At 68.8% G+C, this 21,032-nt stretch carries 15 protein-coding genes, 1 rRNA gene, 6 pseudogenes and 1 other annotated feature; of the genes and pseudogenes, 12 read left to right on the top strand and 10 right to left on the bottom strand.

What is annotated here, in order from left to right; translation table 11 throughout:
- Nucleotides 1-544 (top strand): ATP-binding cassette domain-containing protein (locus AD428_RS27835; protein ID WP_053245200.1); only part of this gene is annotated, 544 nt, incomplete at its 5' end.
- A gap of 40 nt (nucleotides 545-584) precedes the next feature.
- On the opposite strand, the pseudogene AD428_RS24860 reads toward AD428_RS27835, so the two are convergent.
- Nucleotides 585-1,127: pseudogene (locus AD428_RS24860) on the bottom strand (hemerythrin domain-containing protein); the annotation flags it as partial.
- Nucleotides 1,128-1,154: 27 nt separating this feature from the next.
- Entirely contained in the window at nucleotides 1,155-2,315 is a 1,161-nt protein-coding gene (locus AD428_RS11115) for a D-alanyl-D-alanine carboxypeptidase family protein (RefSeq protein WP_082308368.1), read from the bottom strand.
- 345 nt (nucleotides 2,316-2,660) lie between these two features.
- Between AD428_RS11115 and AD428_RS11110 the strand changes: the two genes are divergently transcribed.
- The 9 genes and pseudogenes from AD428_RS11110 to AD428_RS11070 all read left to right on the top strand — a co-directional run bounded on the left by AD428_RS11110 (nucleotide 2,661) and on the right by AD428_RS11070 (nucleotide 12,214).
- Nucleotides 2,661-3,119, top strand: coding sequence for an HU family DNA-binding protein (locus AD428_RS11110; protein WP_053245199.1), 459 nt, complete (start codon nucleotides 2,661-2,663; stop codon nucleotides 3,117-3,119).
- A 150-nt stretch (nucleotides 3,120-3,269) separates the two neighbouring features.
- Nucleotides 3,270-3,794 (top strand): MarR family winged helix-turn-helix transcriptional regulator, encoded by a 525-nt coding sequence (locus AD428_RS11105; RefSeq protein WP_053245198.1) that lies wholly within the window; start codon nucleotides 3,270-3,272, stop codon nucleotides 3,792-3,794.
- A gap of 37 nt (nucleotides 3,795-3,831) precedes the next feature.
- Nucleotides 3,832-5,052 carry an MFS transporter gene (locus AD428_RS11100; RefSeq protein ID WP_053245197.1) on the top strand — a complete coding sequence of 407 codons (1,221 nt, stop codon included), beginning with the start codon at nucleotides 3,832-3,834 and terminating at the stop codon, nucleotides 5,050-5,052.
- A 77-nt stretch (nucleotides 5,053-5,129) separates the two neighbouring features.
- Nucleotides 5,130-7,786, top strand: a pseudogene (gene leuS, locus AD428_RS11095) (leucine--tRNA ligase).
- A gap of 11 nt (nucleotides 7,787-7,797) precedes the next feature.
- A complete protein-coding gene (gene lptE / locus AD428_RS11090; RefSeq protein WP_053245196.1) occupies nucleotides 7,798-8,466 on the top strand; it encodes an LPS assembly lipoprotein LptE in 669 nt (222 codons plus the stop codon).
- Between the two features lie 2 nt (nucleotides 8,467-8,468).
- Entirely contained in the window at nucleotides 8,469-9,524 is a 1,056-nt protein-coding gene (gene holA / locus AD428_RS11085; RefSeq protein ID WP_053245195.1) for a DNA polymerase III subunit delta, read from the top strand.
- Between the two features lie 103 nt (nucleotides 9,525-9,627).
- Nucleotides 9,628-10,893, top strand: a complete 1,266-nt coding sequence (locus tag AD428_RS11080; protein WP_053245194.1) for a glutamate-5-semialdehyde dehydrogenase — start codon at nucleotides 9,628-9,630, stop codon at nucleotides 10,891-10,893.
- 153 nt (nucleotides 10,894-11,046) lie between these two features.
- Complete coding sequence (locus AD428_RS11075; RefSeq protein WP_200908026.1) at nucleotides 11,047-11,427, top strand: hypothetical protein; 381 nt, start codon at nucleotides 11,047-11,049, stop codon at nucleotides 11,425-11,427.
- Nucleotides 11,428-11,431: 4 nt separating this feature from the next.
- Entirely contained in the window at nucleotides 11,432-12,214 is a 783-nt protein-coding gene (locus tag AD428_RS11070) for a 2-keto-4-pentenoate hydratase (protein ID WP_053245193.1), read from the top strand.
- A 46-nt stretch (nucleotides 12,215-12,260) separates the two neighbouring features.
- Here AD428_RS11070 and AD428_RS29110 read toward each other — a convergent pair.
- Together AD428_RS29110 and AD428_RS11060 are read right to left on the bottom strand one after the other, a co-directional pair.
- Nucleotides 12,261-13,649: pseudogene (locus AD428_RS29110) on the bottom strand (amidase family protein); the annotation flags it as partial.
- Between the two features lie 87 nt (nucleotides 13,650-13,736).
- Nucleotides 13,737-14,609, bottom strand: a complete 873-nt coding sequence (locus tag AD428_RS11060; RefSeq protein WP_053245192.1) for a LysR family transcriptional regulator — start codon at nucleotides 14,607-14,609, stop codon at nucleotides 13,737-13,739.
- 151 nt (nucleotides 14,610-14,760) lie between these two features.
- On the opposite strand from AD428_RS11060, the pseudogene AD428_RS29475 reads away from it, so the two are divergent.
- Nucleotides 14,761-15,117 (top strand): annotated as a pseudogene (locus AD428_RS29475) (MFS transporter); the annotation flags it as partial.
- A 35-nt stretch (nucleotides 15,118-15,152) separates the two neighbouring features.
- Nucleotides 15,153-16,082 (top strand) — a sequence feature (23S ribosomal RNA rRNA prediction is too short).
- Nucleotides 16,083-16,268: 186 nt separating this feature from the next.
- Nucleotides 16,269-16,381 (top strand): 5S ribosomal RNA (rrf, locus tag AD428_RS11050).
- Nucleotides 16,382-16,625: 244 nt separating this feature from the next.
- Here the strand turns inward: rrf and AD428_RS11045 are convergent.
- The 6 genes and pseudogenes from AD428_RS11045 to AD428_RS27820 form a co-directional block, all read right to left on the bottom strand.
- Nucleotides 16,626-17,375 carry an aldolase gene (locus AD428_RS11045; protein WP_053245191.1) on the bottom strand — a complete coding sequence of 250 codons (750 nt, stop codon included), beginning with the start codon at nucleotides 17,373-17,375 and terminating at the stop codon, nucleotides 16,626-16,628.
- A gap of 372 nt (nucleotides 17,376-17,747) precedes the next feature.
- Entirely contained in the window at nucleotides 17,748-18,155 is a 408-nt protein-coding gene (locus AD428_RS11040; protein WP_053245190.1) for a YchJ family protein, read from the bottom strand.
- A gap of 114 nt (nucleotides 18,156-18,269) precedes the next feature.
- Nucleotides 18,270-18,540 (bottom strand): annotated as a pseudogene (locus tag AD428_RS27830) (GNAT family N-acetyltransferase).
- A gap of 395 nt (nucleotides 18,541-18,935) precedes the next feature.
- Complete coding sequence (locus tag AD428_RS11035) at nucleotides 18,936-19,880, bottom strand: 3-hydroxyacyl-CoA dehydrogenase NAD-binding domain-containing protein (RefSeq protein WP_053245189.1); 945 nt, start codon at nucleotides 19,878-19,880, stop codon at nucleotides 18,936-18,938.
- 221 nt (nucleotides 19,881-20,101) lie between these two features.
- Entirely contained in the window at nucleotides 20,102-20,434 is a 333-nt protein-coding gene (locus AD428_RS27825; protein WP_053245188.1) for a hypothetical protein, read from the bottom strand.
- A gap of 75 nt (nucleotides 20,435-20,509) precedes the next feature.
- Nucleotides 20,510-21,032: pseudogene (locus tag AD428_RS27820) on the bottom strand (hypothetical protein); the annotation flags it as partial.

Raw genomic sequence — 21,032 nt, 5'->3', positions numbered from 1 at the left:
GGGGCTGCCGCCGCGCGCCATCGCGCGCCTGGGCGTGGGGCGCACGTTCCAGACGGCCGCCACGTTCCGCTCCATGACGGCGCTCGAAAACGTGCAGACCGCCCTGCTCGCGCGCGACGGCCTGATGTTCCGGGCGTGGCGCCCGGCCGCCCGGCACGCCGCCGGCGCCGCCCTGGACCTGCTGGACCAGGTGCAGATGGCGGACAAGGCCGCCCACGCCTGCGGCGCGCTGGCCTACGGCGACGTGAAGCGTGTGGAACTGGCCATGGCCCTGGCCGCCGCGCCGCGGCTGCTGCTCATGGACGAACCCACCGCCGGCATGACGGCCCGGGAACGGCACGCGCTCATGCAGCTCACGCGCACGCTGGCCGACACGCGGCGCATGGCGGTGCTGTTCACGGAGCACAGCCTGGACGTGGTGTTCAAGCATGCCGACCGCATCGCCGTGCTGGTGCGCGGCAGCCTGCTGGCCGAAGGCGCGCCCGCCGAGATCGCGGCGGACGAGCGCGTGCGGGCCGCCTACCTCGGAACCGAAGCGCCCTGAAGCGGGCCGCCGGCAAGCTCTCCGCGGGTCGCGGCTCAGGCGCGCCGCCGCCGCGGCGCGCCCGCATGGCGCGGCCGATTTCCGCCAGCGCGTCGTCGGACAGCAGCCGCGCCGCCATGGGCAGCAGTTCGTCCTCTTCGCGCCGGATGTGCGCCGCATAGGCCTGCGCGAACGCCTGCACCGTCTCGGGCGGCAGCGCCGCCGGGCGGCCGGCGCCGATCTCGCCCAGCGCGGCCCGCAACGGCGTCCAGCGCCGTTCCAGTTCGCGGTGCTCGGCCGCCAGCCCGTCCACCAGCCCGTGCAGACAGGTGGCGTCGGATCCGGCCATGGATTCGATCAGCGCCGGAAACAGATCGGTTTCTTCATCTTCGTGATGCAGCACGGCCGCCGTCTCGAAGTACCGCAGCACGCTCATGGCCGCGCTCTGCGCGGACGCATCGCTGCCATGCCGCGCCAGATGGGCGGCCAGCCGCTCCAGCGTGGCGCATTGGCGCGCGATGCGCTGGTGGCAGGCCGACAGCAGCGCCAGCGGCTCGTCGGGGCCGGGAGCGGGCCCCGGCCCGAAGGAAATGCCCACGACCATACCCTTGCCTCCTCGTTCGTCCGTCCGTTACCCCGCGTGGCCATGCCACCAGAGGCGCACGGTATCCCAGGCCCGGCCCACGAAGCCCGCCTCGGGCACCGGCTCCAGCGCCACCACCGGAAACTGCATGGCCGGCTTGCCGTCCACCAGGACCCGCAGCGAGCCCACCGGCGCCTGCGCGGCGATGGGCGCCACCAGCGGCTCCCGGGGCGTCCATACGCGCTCGACCTTGGCGCCCGCCGGCACGGTGACATAGGCGTCGCGCGCGACGCCCGCCTTGACGATGTCGGCCTCGCCCTTCCAGACCTGGGGCGTGGCCAGTTCCTGGCCCTTGGCGTAGAGCTTGATGGTATTGAACCCATGAAATCCCCATTCCAGCAACTGCCGGCTTTCCTGGGTGCGCGCCTTGTCCGAGTCCGTGCCCAGCACCACCGCGATCAGGCGCCGCGGATCCGCGCCGTTCGGCCGCTGCGCGCTGGCGATGATGCAGTACCCGGCCGCCTCGGTGTGGCCGGTTTTCAGCCCGTCCACGGAAGGGTCCAGCCACAGCAGGCGGTTGCGGTTGCGCTGGGTGATGTTGTTGTACGTGAACTCGCGCGCCGAATCGTAAGTGCGGTAGAGATCGGGATAGTCGCGGATCAGGCGCGTGGCCAGCGTGGCCAGGTCGCCGGCGGTGGAGTACGTCTGCGGGTCGGGCAGGCCGTGCGGGCTGGCGAAATGCGTGCCGTGCAGGCCCAGCCGCGCGGCAGTCTCGTTCATGCGCGCCACGAAGGCTTCCACGCTGCCCGACACCGCTTCGGCCAGCGCCACGGCCGCATCGTTGCCCGACTGGATCATCAGCCCGCGCAGCAGGTCGTCCACCGACACGCGCGAACCCGGCTCCAGGAACATCTTCGAGCTGCCGGGCGCCACCTTCCAGGCCCGCGCGGACACCGTGACCATCTGCCGGGGCGCGAGCGTCTTGTCGCGCAGGGCGCCGAACACCACGTAAGCGGTCATGATCTTGGTGAGCGAAGCTGGCTCGATGCGCGCGTCGGCGGCATGCGAGGCGATCACCTGTCCGCTGGTTTCGTCCAGGAGCAGCCAGGCCTTGGCCGTCATGGGGGGCTGCGGAACGGTCTGCGCGGCCGCGCCGCAGGCGCAGGCCGCCGCGACGATCAGGCTCGCCGCCAGCTTCTTTATCAACATATTCGTGTTTCCGTGCATGAGTGAAATCCACGCGCGCTTCGGCGCGGCCCGCCGCAAGCGGGGCGCCGGCGCACGCGCGCCGCACATTGGAACACGAAGCGCGCGCTTGGTTCACCGCCCGCCGCGCGGGCCCGGACCACGCGCAGAACGCGGGGCCTGGAATCCGGCCGTGCGCGCGCATGCCTGTTTTCAGGCCCCGCGCTGCGCGGAAAACAACAGACTTCGGCACGAAACCCCGTGAAAAGCCGCAAAAACAGGCGCTCTTCCGCTATCATCGGGCGCGTGGCGTTTATTGCCGATATCCGGCGCGCGCCGCCTCATGTCCTCAACATACGGATTTTGACCATGGCCACGAAAGCTAAAGCTCCTGCCAAGAAAGTCACCAAACCCGCCGCCAAGGCGCCCGCCAAGAAGGCCACCGCCGCCAAGCCCGCCGTGAAGCCGGCCGCCAAGAAGCCCGTCGCGGCCAAGAAGGTCGCCGCCGCTCCCAAGGCAATCAAGACCGCCCTGAACAAGACCCAGCTCGTCGCCTACCTGGTCGAGCAATCGGGCGTCGAGGCCAAGTCGGTCAAGGCCGTGCTGGCCAGCCTGGAAGCCTCGGTGCTGGGCTCCGTGGACAAGAAGGGCGCTGGCGAATTCACGCTGCCCGGCCTGTTCAAGGTTTCGGTGCAGAAGGTTCCCGCCAAGCCCAAGCGCTTCGGCAAGGATCCGTTCACCGGCGAAGAGCGCTGGTTCCCGGCCAAGCCGGCTTCGGTGAAGGTCAAGGTCCGCCCGCTCAAGAAGCTGAAAGACGCCGCGCAGTAATTCGCGCCGTTTTTCCGGTCAAGCCGGAAAGGCCCGCCTCGCAACGAGGCGGGCCTTTCTTTTTTTTGCGCCCTTTCTTCGCCCTATTTGCCTGCGTGCCTGTCATGGCGCTAGAATTTATCTTCATGTAAAGATACTTCATCTGAAGATATGCCCCACGCCGCCTCCGATGCCGTCGATGCGATCATCGCGCAATGGAACGCTCAGTGCCCCGGCCTGGACGTTTCCCCCATGCAGGTCCTCACGCGCCTGTTCCGCTTCAATGCCTTCGCCACGCGCAACGTCACGCGCGGCTTCCAGGAACTCGGCCTGCACCAGGGCGAGTTCGACGTCCTGGCCACGCTGTACCGCAGCGGCCCGCCCTACGCCCTGAATCCGCAGAAGCTGGTGGAAACGCTGCTGCTGACCTCCGGCGCCATGACCAACCGCCTGGACCGCCTTGAGAACGCGGGCCTGCTCACCCGCAGCCCCAATCCGGAAGACCGGCGCGGCACCATCGTGTCGCTCACCGACGCGGGCCTGCGCGCCATCCGACAGGCGCTCAAGCGCTACCTCAGGGATCTCGAAGCCCTGCTCGCCCCGCTCTCGGCCGCCGAGCGCAAGCAGCTCGCCGGCCTGCTGCGCAAGCTGCTGTTGCCGCAAGACCGCGAAACCCCGGGCGGCATCGGCAGTTGAGCCGCCCGATTCCCACGATTTGCCTGCATTCCCGGACATGACCTCCGCTTCCCCGACCGTCGACACGCCCACGCTTACCGCCCCCGTCATCCTGCTCATGGCCGCCGCCTGCGGCCTGAGCGTGGCCAGCAACTACTACGCCCAGCCGCTGCTGCACACCATCGGCCAGGAGTTCGGCCTGTCCACCGCGGCCGCGGGCGGCATCGTCACCACGGCGCAGCTCAGCTACGCGGCCGGCCTGATGCTGCTCGTGCCGCTGGGCGACATGGTCGAGCGCCGCGCGCTCATCGTGCTCATGACGCTGCTCTCGTCGGCCTCGCTGCTGCTCAGCGCCTTCGCGCCCAGCATCACGCTGCTGATGGCCGGCACGGCCGTCACCGGCATGCTGTCGGTGGTGGCGCAGGTGCTGGTGCCTTTCGCCGCCACGCTGGCCGCCCCGCACGAGCGCGGACGCGCCGTGGGCACGGCGATGAGCGGCTTGCTGCTCGGCATCCTGCTGGCGCGCACGGCCGCCGGCGCGCTCGCCGATCTCGGGAGCTGGCGCACGGTGTACTGGGTGGCCTCCGGCCTCATGCTGGCCATGTCCTGCGCGCTCTGGCGCGTGCTGCCGCGCTACCGCAGCCCCGCGGGCCTGAGCTATCCGCGCCTGCTGGGCTCCATCGCGCGCATCTTCGTCGAAGAACCGCACTTCCGCGCGCGCTCGATCCTGGGCGGCCTGCTGTTCGCGTCGTTCAGCATGCTGTGGACGCCCCTCACCTTCCTGCTCTCCGGGCCGCCCTATCAGTACAGCAACACCACGATCGGCCTGTTCGGGCTGGCCGGCGCCGCCGGCGCCTATGCCGCCAACCGCTTCGGCAAGCTGGCCGACCGGGGCCGGGGCAATTTCGCCACGCTGGCTGGCCTGGCCCTGCTGCTGGCCGCCTGGGGCCTGCTGGCCTTCGGGCAGCATTCGGTGGCCGCGCTGCTGGCCGGCATCCTGGCGCTGGACCTGGCCATCCAGGGCGTGCACGTCACCAACACGAGCGTGGTCTACCGCCTGCGACCCGAGGCGCGCAGTCGCCTGACCGCCGGCTACATGACCAGCTACTTCGCGGGCGGCGCGTCGGGCTCGCTGCTTTCGGCCTGGCTGTACAGCCACTGGGGCTGGCCAGGCGTGGCCGGCGCCGGCGCGCTGCTGGCCGCGGTTTCGCTGGCCTACGGCGCCCTGTCCCCCCACGCGCGCATTCCCGAACCGGCGCCTTCGCCTATCCGGACCTAGCACCTCCTATAATCAGGGGTTTTGGCCGCCCCCGCGCGGGGTTGGTCGTCCCTTTTTTCGCCATCGCGCACGAGCCCATGCAGGAACGCTACCACCCCACCGCCGTCGAAGCGGCCGCCCAACAGGATTGGCAGGCCCGCGACGCCTATCTGGTCCAGGAACACGCCAAGAACCCCGACGGCTCCGAGAAGCCCAAGTTCTACGCCTGCTCCATGCTGCCCTATCCCAGCGGCAAGCTCCACATGGGCCATGTGCGCAACTACACCATCAACGACATGATGGCGCGCCAGCTCCGCATGCGCGGCTACAACGTGCTCATGCCCATGGGCTGGGACGCCTTCGGCATGCCCGCGGAAAACGCGGCCATCAAGTCCAAGGTGCCGCCGGCCAAATGGACGTACGACAACATCGCCTACATGAAGAAGCAAATGAAGGCGATGGGCCTGGCGATCGACTGGTCGCGCGAGATGTGCGCCTGCGATCCCAAGTACTACAAGTGGAACCAGTGGCTGTTCCTCAAGATGCTCGAAAAAGGCGTGGCCTACCGCAAGACCCAGGTCGTCAACTGGGATCCGGTCGACCAGACGGTGCTCGCCAACGAACAGGTCATCGACGGCCGCGGCTGGCGCTCGGGCGCGCCGGTAGAGAAGCGCGAGATCCCCGGCTACTACCTGCGCATCACCGATTACGCCGAAGAGCTGCTGGAAGCGGTGCAGAACGGCCTGCCGGGCTGGCCCGAGCGCGTGCGCCTCATGCAGGAAAACTGGATCGGCAAGTCCGAGGGCCTGCGCTTTGCTTTCCCGCACGCCATCGCCGGCGAAGACGGCAAGCTCATCCAGGACGGCCGCCTGTACGTCTTCACCACCCGCGCCGACACCATCATGGGCGTCACCTTCTGCGCCGTGGCGCCGGAGCACCCGCTGGCCGCCCACGCCGCGCGAAGCAACCCGCGGCTGGCCGAGTTCATCGAGCAGTGCAAGCTGGGCGGAACCACCGAGGCCGAGCTCGCCACGCGCGAAAAAGAAGGCATGCCCACCGGCCTGACCGTCACCCACCCCATCACGGGCGCGGAAGTGGACGTCTGGGTCGGCAACTACGTGCTCATGACCTACGGCGACGGCGCGGTCATGGGCGTGCCCGCCCACGACGAGCGCGACTTCGCCTTCGCCAAGAAATACGGCCTGCCCATCCGCCAGGTCGTGGCGGTCGAGGGCAAGACCTACTCCGACGAAGCCTGGCAGGAGTGGTACGGCGACAAGCAGGCCGGCCGCACCGTCAACTCCGGCAAGTACGACGGCCTCGCCCACAAGGAAGCGGTCGACGCCATCGCCGCCGACCTGGGCGCGCAGGGGCTGGGCGAAAAGCAGACCACCTGGCGCCTGCGCGACTGGGGCATCTCGCGCCAGCGCTACTGGGGCACGCCCATTCCCATCATCCACTGCCCCGACTGCGGCCCGGTGCCCGTGCCCGAGCAGGACCTGCCCGTGGTGCTGCCCGAAGACCTCATTCCCGACGGCAGCGGCAACCCGCTGACCAAGAACGAGGCCTTCCTCTCGTGCTCCTGCCCGAAGTGCGGCAAGCCCGCGCGCCGCGAAACCGACACCATGGACACCTTCGTGGACTCGTCCTGGTACTTCATGCGCTACACCTCGCCGGGCAACGACGGCGCCATGGTGGACGCCCGCAACGACTACTGGATGCCCATGGACCAGTACATCGGCGGCATCGAGCATGCGGTCCTGCACCTGCTGTATGCGCGCTTCTGGACCAAGGTCATGCGCGACATGAAGCTGCTCGATTTCGACGAGCCCTTCACCAAGCTGCTGTGCCAGGGCATGGTGCTCAACCACATCTATTCCCGCAAGAACGCGCAGGGCGGCATCGAGTACTTCTGGCCCGACGAGGTCGAGAACGTCTATGACGCGCGCGGCGCCATCGTGGGCGCCAAGCTCAAGTCCGACGGCTCCGAGGTCAGCTACGGCGGCGTGGGCACCATGTCCAAGTCCAAGAACAACGGCGTGGATCCGCAATCGCTCATCGACACGCTGGGCGCCGACACCGCCCGCCTCTTCGTCATGTTCGCCAGCCCGCCCGAGCAGACCCTCGAATGGTCGGATTCCGGCGTCGAAGGCTCCAACCGCTACCTGCGCCGCCTCTGGTCCGCCTGCTACCAGCATCGCGAGGCCGTGGCGCGCGGCATGGCGCACGGCGCCGGCTGGGCCGACGCGCCGCGCCGGTCAAGGACCTGCGCCGCGAGGTCTACGGGCTGCTCAAACAGGCCGACTACGACTACCAGCGCATCCAGTACAACACCGTGGTGTCGGCCTGCATGAAAATGCTGAACGCCATCGAAGACGCCAGGCTGCCCGAAGGCGCGCACGCCGACGCGGCCTATGCCGAAACGCTGGGCATCCTGCTGCGCGTGCTGTACCCCGTGGTGCCGCACATCACCTGGCACCTCTGGAAAGACCTCGGCTACGCGCAGCACCTGGGCGACCTGCTGGACGCGCCCTGGCCGCACGTGGACGAAGCGGCGCTGGTCGCCGACGAGATCGAGCTCGTGCTCCAGGTCAACGGCAAGCTGCGCGGCTCCATCCGCGTGGCGGCCAAGGCGCCCAAGGAAGACATCGAGCGCATCGCCGCCGCCCAGGAAGAGGTCGCCCGCTTCCTGGAAGGCCGTCCGCCCAAGCGCGTCATCGTGGTGCCGGGCAAACTGGTCAACGTCGTAGGCTGATGAGGTCAAGCATGCACTTCGCCGGGCAAGAATCGCACTCCCCCCGCCAATCCTGGCTAATGCGCGGCGCCTGCCTGGCGCTGTTCATGCTGCTCACCGCGTGCGGCTTCGCCATGCGCGGCGTCACGCCGCTGCCCTTCGACACCCTGTACGTGGGGCTGCCCGACACCACGCAATTCGGCGCCGACGTGCGCCGCGCCATCCGGGCGGCCTCGCCCGACACCAGGCTGGTTTCCACGCCCAAGGAGGCGCAGGCCATCCTGCAGCAGGTCAACGACGTGCGCACGCTGCGCGAGGTGTCCCTCAACGCCCAGGGCCGCGTCGAGGAATACGAGCTGGGCATCAACTACACGTTCCGCCTCATCGACGCCAAGGGACGCGCGCTGATCCCCGACACCACCCTGTCGATCTACCGCGAAATGCCCTACGACGACCAGGTGGTGCAGGCCAAGCAGGGGCAGATCGAAACCCTGTACAAGGCCATGCAGCGCGACCTGGTGTCGCGCCTGCTGCGCCGCCTGACCGCGCCGGAGGTGCACAAGGCCATGGAAACCGTCGAAGACCGCACCGAGAACGGCGAGGCGCCGGTCTACGACCCCAACGAAGTCCAGCAGCCCCAGCGCCGCACGCCCACGCCCTGGAACACGCCGTCCACCATGGACCCGGCGCAACTGCGCTGATCATGGCCCAGACCCTGGACGCGGAGCGCCTGGCCGAACACCTGCAGCGCGCGGGCGGACGGCTCGCGCCGCTGTACACCGTGTCGGGCGACGAACCGCTCCTGGTCACCGAGGCGGTGGACGCGCTGCGCGCCGCCGCGCGCGCGGCGGGCTACACCGAGCGCGTGTCGCTGGTAATGGACGCGCGCTCCGACTGGAGCGCGGTCACCGCCGCTACGCAGAGCGTCTCGCTCTTCGGCGACCGGCGCATCCTCGAGATCAAGATTCCCACCGGCAAGCCCGGCAAGGCGGGCGCCGACACGCTCGCGCGGCTGGCCGAGCAGGCCGAAAAGCAGCCGGACGCCGACACGCTGGCGCTGGTTTCCCTGCCGCGGCTGGACAAGGCCACCCGCGAAAGCCGCTGGGTGCAGGCCCTGGCCCGCGGGGGCATGATGGTCGATGTCCCCACCATCGAGCGCGGCCGGCTGCCGGCCTGGGTGGGCGCCCGGCTGGCGCGCCAGAACCAGCGCACCGATAACGCCACGCTGCAGTGGATCGCCGACAAGGTCGAAGGCAACCTGCTGGCCGCGCACCAGGAAATCCAGAAACTCGGCCTGCTGTACCCCGAGGGGCAGCTTGCCGCCGAAGACGTGGAGCGGGCCGTGCTGAACGTGGCCCGCTACGACGTCTTCGGCCTGCGCGACGCGATGCTGGCGGGCGATACGGCCCGCACCATCCGCATGATCGACGGCCTGCGCGCCGAAGGCGAGGCCCTGCCGCTGGTGCTGTGGGCGGTGGGCGAGGAAATCCGCCTGCTCGCCCGGGTGGCCGAAGCGCGTGCGCTGGGCCAGGACGCGGGGGGCCTGATGCGCCGCCTGCGCATTTTCGGCGCCCACGAACGCCTGGCCATGCAGGCGCTGTCGCGCGTGCATCCCAACGTCTGGCCCGCGGCCGTGCAGCACGCGCACGAAGTCGACCGCCTCATCAAGGGGCTCTCCGTGCCCGGCAGGCTTGCCGACCCCTGGGAAGAAATGACGCGGCTCGCCCTGCGGGTCGCCGCCGCCGGCGGGCGGCCGTGAAGCCCTGCGCCGCCCGGCCGCCGCAGGCTCCATCCCGCGGCCGGATACACTATTCCTTACTCCGGCGGCCGCGCGCCGTCACCTTTTTCTGAACGACGCTGTCATGTCCTCGTCTTCCATCGAACAAGCCATGCTCGCCCTGGGCGAGAACGCCCGCCGGGCCTCCCGCGCCATGATGCGCGCCAACAGCGCGGCCAAGAACCAGGCCCTGCTCGCCATGGCCGACGCCCTGGCGGCCAGCCACGACGACCTCAAGGCCGCCAACGAAAAAGACCTGGCCGCCGCCCGCGCCAACGGCCTCGAACCCGCGCTGCTGGACCGCCTGGCCCTCACCGACAAGACGCTGGCGCAAATGGCCGAGGGCCTGCGCCAGATCGCGGCCCTGCCCGACCCGGTGGGCAGCATCACCGCCACCACCGTGCGCCCCAACGGCATGCGCGTGGCGCAGATGCGCGTGCCGCTGGGCGTGATCGGCATCATCTACGAGTCGCGCCCCAACGTCACCATCGACGCCGCGGCCCTGTGTCTGAAATCCGGCAATGCCGCCATCCTGCGCGGCGGCAGCGAGGCGCTGCACTCCAACATCGCCCTGGGCCGCATCGTGCAGACCGGACTGGCCGCGGCCGGGCTTCCGCAGGACGCCGTGCAGGTCGTCGCCACCACCGACCGCGCCGCCGTCGGCAAGCTCATCACCATGACCGAGCACATCGACGTTATCGTGCCGCGCGGCGGCAAGGGCCTCATCGCACGCCTCTCGCAGGAGGCGCGCGTGCCGCTCATCAAGCACCTGGACGGCAATTGCCACGTCTACATCGACGCGGCGGCCGACCCCGACAAGGCCCATGCCATCGCCTTCAATGCCAAGACCTACCGCTACGGCATCTGCGGCGCCATGGAAACCCTGCTGGTGCATGCGGTGGCCTCGGTGTCCATCCTGCCCAGCCTGGCCGCCGCCTTCGCCGAGCACGGCGTCGAGCTGCGCGGCTGCCCGCGCACCCTGGCCCTGCTGCCGCATGCCAAACCCGCCACCGACGAAGACTGGGCCACGGAATATCTCGGCCCCGTGCTGGCCGTGCGCATCGTCGATTCGCTGGACGAAGCCATCGAGCACATCGCGCGCTGGGGCTCGGGCCACACCGACGCCATCGTCACCGAAGACCTCTCTTCGGCACAGCGCTTCCAGCGCGAAGTCGATTCCAGCTCGGTCTACGTGAACCTGCCCACCTGCTTCGCCGACGGCTTCGAGTACGGGCTGGGTGCGGAAATCGGCATCTCCACCAACCGCCTGCACGCGCGCGGCCCCGTCGGCCTGGAAGGGCTCACCACGCTCAAGTGGGTGCTGACCGGCGAAGGCCAGACGCGCGGCTAAGCGCGTGGCGCGCCCCGGCTGACACATGCCTGAACATGCGGGCCGCGGCGCGTGTGCGTCGACGCTTCACTACAATAAGTGCGGGCATGCGCCCGCCGCGAGCCCGCGAATTTCCATCTTTGCCCGGCACTGCCGCGCCCAACCGAGATTCCCATGCACACTCCCGCCATGTCCATGGCTTTCAGCCTTTTCGTGCTTTGCTTCATTACCTGCGCGATCAGCGGCATCGTCCTGTTCTTCTTCAAGGCGCGGCAGATCAACGAGACGCTCAAGCACCCTTACCTGCAGCACCGGCCGTTCAGCGGCTATCCGCTGTCCATCCAGGCGGCGATCATGCTGGATTACTTCTTCCGCATCCTGTTTCCACGCAGCCGCTTCTGGCTCATCGGCAATGCCAACACCCTGCTGGCCCACGTCGATCCCAAGAAGGTTCCGCTCTCGCTCAAATGGCCCGTGGTCGGATTCTGGGGCGGCTGCTGGCTCGGCATCGTCGCCATGATCGTCCTCTGGGCGCTGATTTTCCTGGGAGCCTGATGCCATGCAGATCCGCATCGAAGACTATGCCGGCAGCCTGGACGCCGCGCGCTACCTGCTGGCCGCGCGCGATGCCGGCGCCGCCGGCTCCCGCATTCCGGCCGAATGCCGTCCGCAGACCCTGGGCCAGGCGTTTGCCGTGCAACAGCGCACGGCCGAGCTGCTGCTGGGCCGCGGCGACGCGATCGGCGCCTGGAAAAGCTCCCTGCCCTCGCCGGAAAAAACCGTGGTCGCGCCCATCTACGCCTCCACGATCTGGCGCGCCGAAGCCGGCCCGGTGCCGGCGCACACGGCCGCGCCCCGCATCGAGCCCGAAATCGCCTTCGAACTGCGGCAGGATCTGCCGCCGCGTCCCCAGCCCTACACCGAGGCCGAGGTGGACGCCGCCCTCGGCGGCGCCCGGCTCGCGCTGGAAGTGCTGGGCTGCCGCTACGCCGCGCCTGAGCACGCCAGCCTGCCCGAGCTGCTGGCCGACCACATGTTCAACCACGGGCTCATCCTGGGCCCGCGCATCGCCTCCCCGGACGCCGCGCCCGGCAGCATGAGCATCACCCTGCGCATCGACGGCCAGGAAACCGAGCAGCACGCGGGCATACACCCCAACGCGCACCCCCGCGCCGGCCTGTACTGGCTCGCCAACTTCCTGCGCGAACAGGGACTGGGCCTGCGCGCCGGCCAGCACGTCATCACCGGCTCGTACGCCGGCTTCCTGGAGGTGCCCGTCAACCGCGCCATCGAACTGGTCTACGGCGACCTCGGCGCCCTGTCGCTGCGCATGGCGGCCTGAGCGCGGGCCGGATGCGGGCCGCGCTCAGGCCCGCGGCTCGGCGATGGACACCGGCGGCGGCCGCCTCGATGGCCTCGCCCGCCGCAAGGCAGAGATCTTCGCGGTAGCGCCCCGCCAGGATCTGCACGCCGACCGGACTGGCTCCTTTCGGCCCCATGGCCTGCCCCGTGGCCACCGACAGCCCCGGCAGCCCCATGAACGGCACGCCGATCTGCGGCATCTGTGCGCGCCATACGCGCGCGTAGGCGGCCTCGCCCTGCAGGTCCAGGTCGTCCTCGAACGGCAACTCGGCGGACACGGGCAGCAGCAGCACGGCATACTCCGCGAAAAACAGCTCCCAGAGGCGGGTCAGCGTGGCGCGGCGCGTCAGCAGCGCCGTATACGCGGCCAGGTCCATGCCCGCCGCCAGCCCGCGCTGGCCCTCCAGCGCCACCAGCGCGCCCGGGTCGCCCTCCTTGCGCGCCGCCTCCAGCATGGCCTCGTAGCCGTCGGCCAGCCACATGCGGACCTGCAGCTCGGAAGCCTCGCGCAGGGGCGGAATATTCTCCACCGTGTCCACCGTCCACCCCGCCTCGCTCAGCTTGCGCGCGGCGTCCTGCAGGGCCTTCACCACCGCCGGCTCGGGTTCCAGCCCGTCCGGATTCAGGCTCAGCGCCGCGCGGCGCGGCGCCGCGGACCCCGTTAGCGCGCCGGCACCCACCACGGATCGCGCGGATCGGGCGCCGCCATGGCCGCCAGCGCCAGGCGCAGGTCGGCGATGCTGCGCGCCAGCGGACCGGACACGGCGGTGATCTGGCCGCCCAGCGAGCGTTCCGGCAGCGAGGCGTTATACGCCGCCACTCGTCCCAGCGTCGGGCGCAGCCCGTGCACCCCGCAGGCATAGGCCGGATAACGGATAGAGCCCGCGATGTCGGTGCCGTGCGCGAGATGGCCGATGCCGCTCGCCACCGCCGCCGCCGCGCCTCCCGAGGAGCCGCCCGGCGTCAGCGCCCCGGTTGCGCGGGTTGCGGGTATGGCCGTGCAACCGGTTTCCGGTAAACCAGCGCAAGGAGAAAGCGGGCGTATTCGTGCGCCCCAGCACCACCGCGCCGGCGCGAAGCAGGTTGTCCACCACCGGACTGTTCACCGCCGCGATCGTATGCGCCTGCAGGCGTACGCCGTTGGTCGTGGCATGCCCGGCCTGGTCCACGTTGACCTTCACCGTGACCGGCACGCCCGCGAGCGGCCCGGGATCCCGGCCGTCCGCCAGCGCCGCGTCCACCTGGCGGGCACGCTCCAGCACCTCCTCGGGGCGGCAGTCCACCACCGCGTTTATCAGGGGATTGACCGCATCCAGCCGCTCCAGCGCGCTGCGCGCGGCCTGCGCCGCGGATACTTCGCGCTTGCGGATGAGCGTCGCAAGCTCCGTTGCGGACAAACGCCAAAGATCGGACACGCGAGACTCCTCATTGTGTGGCCGGGCCGGTCCCGGCGCCCGGGTCAACCTTAGCGCCGGCGCCAGCCGGCCACAAGCCGCGCGCCCTTATTCGCCCTCGGCATCGAACACGTCCACGATGGCGTCCGCCACCGCCCGCACCCGCGCGGTGCGATGCAGGTCGCCGTGCATGACCAGCCACAGCTCATAGCTTTCGGTGCGCTGCGGCCACAAACGCACCAGGTCCGGATAGCGCCGCGCCATGTGCGTGGGCACCTCGCCTATGCCCAGGCCCGCCGCCACGGCCTCGATCAGCATCAGGCCGGAATTCGCCTCCAGCGCGATGTGCCCGTTGCCGGTGGGCTCGCCGCAGAACGTGTCCGACCACCCCGGCAGCACGGACTGCTGATACGCCACCAGCCTGTGCCCCGCGAAAGCCGTGCCCGGCCGGGGCTCGCCGTGCGCCTCCACATAGGCGCGCGAGGCATACAAGCCAACCTCCCTGCGCGCGAGGTGGCGGTAGATGAGGTCCGGGCTGTCGGGCCGGACATTGCGGATGGCCAGGTCGGCCTCGCGCCGGGTCAGATTGCTGAGCTGGATCGCCGCGGTCAGGGAAATGCGGATGTCCGGATGCTGCGCATGCAACCGGCGCACGGCCTCCATGACATAGAAGGCGGACACGGTTTCGGAGGCTGCCACCCGCACGGTGCCGGACAGGCGGTGGTCCAGCCCCTGCATCTGGCGCTGGAGCTGGTCGGCCGCCTGCTCCATGCGATGCGCCGCGGCATAGGCCAGCTCGCCCGCGGCGGTGGGCACGTATCCCGACGGCGTGCGCAGAAACAGGCGCGCATCCAGCGACCTCTCCAGCGCCGCCAGTCTGCGCCCCGCCGTGGCCTGGTCGATCTGCAGCAGCGCCGCCGCGCCGCGCAGCGTGCCCGCCCGGTAGATGGCCAGAAAAATGCGCGCGTTGTCCCAATCCATGTTCCGTCCTCCGCCGGATGAGCCACGCAAACCCGGCGACACCGTCCAGTGATGCAAATATGCATTCCAATGCTGCATTCATTCTACTTTTTTGCATCTATCAAAGCCCGTAACCTGACGCTCCCCCGCTTTCACCGCCTATGCCCGCGTCATGAATACCGCCTGCCGATCCGCGGCTCTGCCCGCCAAGCCCGCCGCCACCCTGCTGCCCCTGGTCACCCTGGCCATCGGCTTTGTCATGGCCATGCTGGACGTCACCATCGTCAACGTCGCCCTGCCGGAGATCTCCCGCAGCCTGGACGCGCCCCTCGCCCGGCTGGTGTGGATCGTGGACGGCTACACTCTCGCCTTCGCCGCCTTGCTGCTGCTGGCCGGCGCCTGCGCCGACCGCTGGGGCGCCAAGCCGGTCTACCTAGCCGGCCTGGCCGTCTTCGTCGTGGCGTCGGCCCTGTGCGGCGCCGCGCCCGACGCATCCACGCTGATCGCCGCCCGCCTGCTGCAAGGACTGGGCGCCGCCCTGTTCATGCCCAGCTCCCTCAGCCTGCTCACGCACGCCTACCAGGAAGACGGGCTGCGCAACCGCATGCTGGCGGCCTGGTCCGCCATCGTCGCGGTGGCCGGCGCGGCCGGGNCCCCATGAACCTTTACTGTAGCTTTGCATTGGACTGTGAACCGGCCTGTGTAGGATAGGTGGGAGGCTTTGAAGCGTGGTCGCCAGATCACGTGGAGCCATCCTTGAAATACCACCCTGGTTTGTTTGCGGTTCTAACCTAGGCCCGTTATCCGGGTCGGGGACAGTGCATGGTGGGCAGTTTGACTGGGGCGGTCTCCTCCCAAAGTGTAACGGAGGAGTTCGAAGGTACGCTAGGTACGGTCGGAAATCGTGCTGATAGTGCAATGGCATAAGCGTGCTTGACTGTGAGACTGACAAGTCGAACAGGTGCGAAAGCAGGACATAGTGATCCGGTGGTTCTGAATGGAAGGGCCATCGCTCAACGGATAAAAGGTACTCTGGGGATAACAGGCTGATACCGCCCAAGAGTTCATATCGACGGCGGTGTTTGGCACCTCGATGTCGGCTCATCTCATCCTGGGGCTGTAGCCGGTCCCAAGGGTATGGCTGTTCGCCATTTAAAGAGGTACGTGAGCTGGGTTTAAAACGTCGTGAGACAGTTTGGTCCCTATCTGCCGTGGGCGTTGGATACTTGACGGAGCCTGCTCCTAGTACGAGAGGACCGGAGTGGACGTACCTCTGGTGTACCGGTTGTCATGCCAATGGCATTGCCGGGTAGCTAAGTACGGAAGAGATAACCGCTGAAGGCATCTAAGCGGGAAACTCGTCTGAAGATTAGGTATCCCGGGGACTTGATCCCCCTGAAGGGTCGTTCGAGACCAGGACGTTGATAGGTCGGGTGTGGAAGCGCAGTAATGCGTTAAGCTAACCGATACTAATTGCCCGTGCGGCTTGATCCTATAACCCTGATGGTTATGAGCGTTGCTGTGTAGCGCGCCGTTCAATGTGCCCGCCGCCTCGTCAGCGGCCAGCACCCTTGGCAAACACAACCCTTGCTGCCGCGCAGCCCGATCGCTGCGCGCAGCCTGTGCTTCTTCCCAGATTGGAGCGGTTGGCCCACAACCCCGGCCGCTCAACCCGTTACGCCTGACGACCATAGCAAGGTGGTACCACTCCTTCCCATCCCGAACAGGACAGTGAAACGCCTTCGCGCCGATGATAGTGGACGCACGTCTGTGAAAGTAGGTCATCGTCAGGCTTTTATCCCTCAAAACCCCGCAGCCCAACCGCTGCGGGGTTTTGTTTTTGCGCGCGCCGCCACCCCACACCCGGCCCACCGACCCCATCGGCACGCCCTCCCCAGGGCCCGCGCCAGTACGAAATCCGGCCGCACCGGCGCCTACGCCGCGTTCCGCAAACCGCAAACCTTGAACCCCGAGCCCCGAGCCCCGAACGCGAGCGTCAGCGCCGGCGAAAGCGCGGAAGGGACGGCCATCCGGGTTTCAGTGCAATTCCGGCAGTTGGCGTTTCAATGCCTTGAAAAACAGTTCCGATTGCAGGCGCTCGCTCTGGATCTGGGCGGCGACTTTGGCTGCGATGCCGGGCGCGACCGGGGCCAGCGGGCGTCCGGTGGACTGGGCCAGGACCTGGGCCTGGCAGGCGCGTTCGAGGAAGAAGAGATCGTCGTAGGCATAGTCGATGCGGTCGCCGCAGACCACGACGCCGTGATTGCCGAGGAAGGCGATGTCTGCGCCTTGCATGGCGCGGGCGATGCGTTCGCCTTCGCCATGGTCCAGTGCCAGGCCGTTGTAGTCATGGTCGAGGGCAATGCGGCCATGGAAGCGCATGGCGTTCTGCGACAGCGTGGTGTCCAGCCCGCGGTCGGCGGTGAGCGTGAGAGCGGTTGCGTACGGCATATGGGTGTGCAGCACACAGGTCTTGCCCGCGATGCGGTGAATGGCGGCATGGATGAACATGGCAGTGGGCTCGACGGGGTGCCGTCCTGCCAGTTTGTTGCCCTGGGCGTCGATGAGCACGATGTCGTCGGCCTGGACTTCATGCCACATGAGGCCGCGCGGATTGAGCAGGAAGAGGTCGGGCTCGTCGGGCAATGCCAGGCTGAAGTGATTGCAGACGCCTTCGCCCAGGCCATGGTGAGCGGCTGCGCGCAGCGCAAGCGCCAGGTCGGCGCGCAAGGATCGGATGGAGGGCGCGTGGAAAAGCGCTTCGGCGAATTCGATATCGTGTTTCATGCGGACGTTTCAGGCTGATGGGAAGAAAGAGAGCTGGTGCGGTGCGGAGCGCGCCGCCTGCTGGCGGATACGGTAGCCGGCTCTCGCACGCGGGGCAAGCCGGGAGGGGGAAGCCGTAAGTCGTAAGCCGAAGTTCGAAAGCCGTACCTCACAAGCCGCCGCACCCGGATCTCCAAACCCTGACCGCCTCTGCGTTCAAGAGTAGAAGCCGAACGCCGGGCGCCCAACATCCAGCGCTCGAAGCCTGAAGCTCAAACCCCAAAACCCAAAGCTCAAGGCTCAAGGCTCAAATTCAAAGCCCACAGCCTGGGTTCCGAGCGAACGCCCGACGCCCATCCCTGTCGACCATGCACTGGAGATCCTTGGCTACGCTCAGTCGAGCATGTCGCCGTCCACGTAATACCAGCGGCCTTCGGTACGGACGAAGCGGCTGTGTTCGTGCAGGCGGCTGGCGCGGCCATCCTGCCGGAAGCGGGCGACGAATTCCACGGTGGCGTGGTCGTCGTCCTGCTGCCGTGCCTGCTTGACGCCGAGGCCCAGCCACTTGAGGCCGGGAGGATTGGGTTCGAGCGTGCAGGGGCGGGTGTCGGGATGCCAGGTGGCGAGCAGGTAGTCGAGCTTGTCCAGCACGAAGGCGCTGTAGCGGGAGCGCATGAGCGCTTCGGCGGTGGGCGCAAGCAGGGCCTGGGGGCCGTCGTGCCACCGCCCGCAGCACAGGCTGTAGCGCAGCGGCGCGCCGCAGGGACAGGGCGGATCGTGAGGGTGCGGGGATTTGGCCACGGTGTTGCCGAAAACGAAAGAAGAAGGTCAGGGTTTCATGGCGTCGCGCCCGTCCGCCCTGGACGACATGAGCCCTCCGCGGGAGGAAAGCGCTGCCGCAAACCGGGCGGGTCTTCAGGCCAGCAGATCCTGGTACTCGGGGTGGCGCTGCATGTAGACGGCGGCATAGGAGCAGACAGGTTGCACCTTCAGGCCGCGGGTGCGGGCGTCTTCGAGGGCAACGCGGGTAAGTTCGGCCGCGATGCCGCGGCGCCGACCGCGCTGGGCACGCCCGTATGCACAATGGCCATGGTATTGCCGCGCAGTTGGTAATCGAGCACGCAGACGACGCGTCGACGGTGGCGGTATAGCGGGTGTGTTGGGGGTCGTGTACGACTGAAATCATGAAGGAGGTTCCTGGGTTGCGGGCATCATGGAGGCGGACGGCGGCCGACGGGGGGGCAGCGAGCGGCGCCGGGAGAACAGAATAACAGTCCGGGGCGAGGGCGGCCTGCGGCAAGCGGAACGCGGCAGACGAATTCGGCAAGTCGCGTCCGGCAAGCCGCACCCGGTTCATCGCATCCGGCAAATCGGGTGCGGCAAAGCGGGTACGGCAAAGAGGGTACGGCAAAGCGGGTGCGGCTAACCGAATTCGGCGCAGGATTGCCGTGCTCGGTTGGCCGATTGCGGATGACAATGATCTGCTCGCAGCAAACAGCCAATAGCCAGCGGCAAGCGGCAAGCAACGAGCTGCATGCCGCCGGGGGAGCGCTGCGAGGCTGTCCGAGGTCCGGCTGACGGTCAGCGCTCGAGGGCCTTGAGCAGGGCCGTGAGCTGGGAATCGCGTTGCGCGGCGAGCTCGGCCAGGCTGCGGCCGCCGGCTTCGGCGTTGACGCCGTCGATCAGCTGCCGGCGCAGTTCCGGTGTGACCTCCGGGGCGCCGAGGTCGGCCCACCAGGTCTGGACCGGTCCCAGCAGATGATCCATGAAATGCGAGAGCCCGCCGGCGCCGCCGCCGAGGTTGAAGGTCATGTGCGGACCGAAGAGCGCCCAGCGCAGGCCCGGGCCTTGCGACACCGCGGCGTCGATGTCAGCCACGCTGGCGACGTTTTCGGCGGCGAGGTGGATGGCCTCGCGCCAGAGCGCGGCCTGCAGGCGGTTGGCAATGTGGCCCGGCACTTCCTTGTTAAGACGGATGGGGTGCTTGCCCAGGCTGCGGTAGAAGGCGATGGCGCGCTCGATGGCGTCGGGGCTGGTCTGGTTCCCGCCCACGACCTCGACGAGGGGAATGAGGTGGGGCGGATTGAAGGGATGGCCGATGACGTAGCGTTCGGGGTGGCTGCATTGCGATTGCAGGCGGCTCATGATGAGGCCTGACGAGCTGGAGGCGACGATGGCGTGCGCGGGCAGTGCGGCGTCCATGCGGGCGAAGAGGGCGGTTTTGAAATCTTCGCGTTCGGGCGCGTTTTCCTGGACGAAGTCGACGCCGGCGAGCGCGGCATCCAGGTCGGGCTCGAAACGGAGGGCATCGGGGCTGGCGCCCCGCACGATGCGCCCGAGCTTTTCGAGCACTGGCCAGGCCTCGGCCACGCGCGCGCGGGTCTGCGTTTCGGCGTCGGGGGCCGGGTCGCTGACCACCACTTCCAGGCCGCGGGCGAGGAACAGGGCGGCCCAACTGGCGCCTATGGTTCCGGCCCCTACGACGGCCACGCGGCGGACGGAGGGAGTTGCGGTGATGTGGGACATGCAAGGTCTCCTCTATGCGGGGCGAAAGCGCATTGTGAAGCAAACCGCCGGTCGCTGCCATGCGGGCGCGGCCTGGAAGACGGGACGGAAGAAGCCGGCGCGGCCGGCAATCGGGGCGGGCGGCTCCGCACGCAGGCGCGGCAAGCGGGCGTAGCCCGCTGCCAGCGCAAGCCAGCGCAAGCCAGCGCAAGCCAGCGCAAGCCAGCGCAAGCCAGCGCAAGTCAGCGTACGGCCGCTCCAGTCCGGACCTGGGCCGCCGACCCGTTGCGCAGGTAGCGCCAGACCAGCGCAAGGGCGAGGGCGAAGCTCAGGGTGATGACGGCATAGGCGACGGGCAGGGCTTCCTGCCAGCGGGGCAGCGCGTGGAGAATGGTGCCCATGAGGGCCACGCCGATGAGTGCGCCGCATTGCCGGTTGGCGTTCAAGGCGGCTGCCGCGCCGTTGGAATGGACGGCGCCGGCGATCTGCATGACGGTGGCGGTCATGGCGGGGACGGCCAGGCTGACGCCCAGGTTGCTGAGGGCGGCCAGGGCCGCCAGGAGCGGATAGGGCATGTTGGGCGTGATGGCCGCTGCCCCGGCCAGGGCGGGCGAGCGTGGCGGCGGACAGACCGCCCAGCATGACGGCCGTCAGCGTCCAGCGCGCCGACAGACGGCCCGACAACAGGCTGCCGAGCGAGAACACGGCCAGCATGGGCACCAGCTGCAGGCCGGTCTGCAGGGCATCGAGATGCCGCGCTGCTGCTGCAGCAGGCTGAGCAGGAACAACTGTCCATAGGCGCCCAGGTTGATGAGCAGGCCGACGCCGTTGGCGGCGGCGAAGCGTGGCGTGGCGAAGAGCGCGCGCGGCAGGATGGGCGATGCGTGCCGGCGTTCGCGGCGCGCGAGCAGGATGCCGGCGCCCAGCCCCGCCGCGGCGGCGAAGCGGTCGGGGCCGACGTCCAGCCGTAGCGTTGCCTTGGATGAGCACGAAGCACAGCGCGCCCAGCATGGCGATGCCGAGCAGGTGGCTGAGCGGATTGAGCGACCTGGGCCGGCGCGGCGCGGGCAGGATGTGCCGCTGCGCGAGCCAGAGTCCGGCCAGACCCAGCGGGATGTTGACCAGGAAGACGCCGCGCCAGCCGAACCGGTCGATGAGCAGGCCGCCCGCCAG

This window comes from Achromobacter sp. DMS1, assembly GCF_001270295.1.
The sequence above is the reverse complement of the archived record's forward strand: the minus strand, read 5'-3'. Positions and strand labels throughout refer to the sequence as shown.

Bases quoted from the DNA above. Each gene is read 5' to 3' on its own strand.
- AD428_RS11115 (WP_082308368.1), bottom strand. From the start codon at position 2,315: ATGTTGATAAAGAAGCTGGCGGCGAGCCTGATCGTCGCGGCGGCCTGC.
- AD428_RS11110 (WP_053245199.1), top strand. From the start codon at position 2,661: ATGGCCACGAAAGCTAAAGCTCCTGCCAAGAAAGTCACCAAACCCGCC.
- AD428_RS11105 (WP_053245198.1), top strand. From the start codon at position 3,270: ATGCCCCACGCCGCCTCCGATGCCGTCGATGCGATCATCGCGCAATGG.
- AD428_RS11100 (WP_053245197.1), top strand. From the start codon at position 3,832: ATGACCTCCGCTTCCCCGACCGTCGACACGCCCACGCTTACCGCCCCC.
- lptE (WP_053245196.1), top strand. From the start codon at position 7,798: ATGCACTTCGCCGGGCAAGAATCGCACTCCCCCCGCCAATCCTGGCTA.
- holA (WP_053245195.1), top strand. From the start codon at position 8,469: ATGGCCCAGACCCTGGACGCGGAGCGCCTGGCCGAACACCTGCAGCGC.
- AD428_RS11080 (WP_053245194.1), top strand. From the start codon at position 9,628: ATGTCCTCGTCTTCCATCGAACAAGCCATGCTCGCCCTGGGCGAGAAC.
- AD428_RS11075 (WP_200908026.1), top strand. From the start codon at position 11,047: ATGCACACTCCCGCCATGTCCATGGCTTTCAGCCTTTTCGTGCTTTGC.
- AD428_RS11070 (WP_053245193.1), top strand. From the start codon at position 11,432: ATGCAGATCCGCATCGAAGACTATGCCGGCAGCCTGGACGCCGCGCGC.
- AD428_RS11060 (WP_053245192.1), bottom strand. From the start codon at position 14,609: ATGGATTGGGACAACGCGCGCATTTTTCTGGCCATCTACCGGGCGGGC.
- AD428_RS11045 (WP_053245191.1), bottom strand. From the start codon at position 17,375: ATGAAACACGATATCGAATTCGCCGAAGCGCTTTTCCACGCGCCCTCC.
- AD428_RS11035 (WP_053245189.1), bottom strand. From the start codon at position 19,880: ATGTCCCACATCACCGCAACTCCCTCCGTCCGCCGCGTGGCCGTCGTA.
- AD428_RS27825 (WP_053245188.1), bottom strand. From the start codon at position 20,434: ATGCCCTATCCGCTCCTGGCGGCCCTGGCCGCCCTCAGCAACCTGGGC.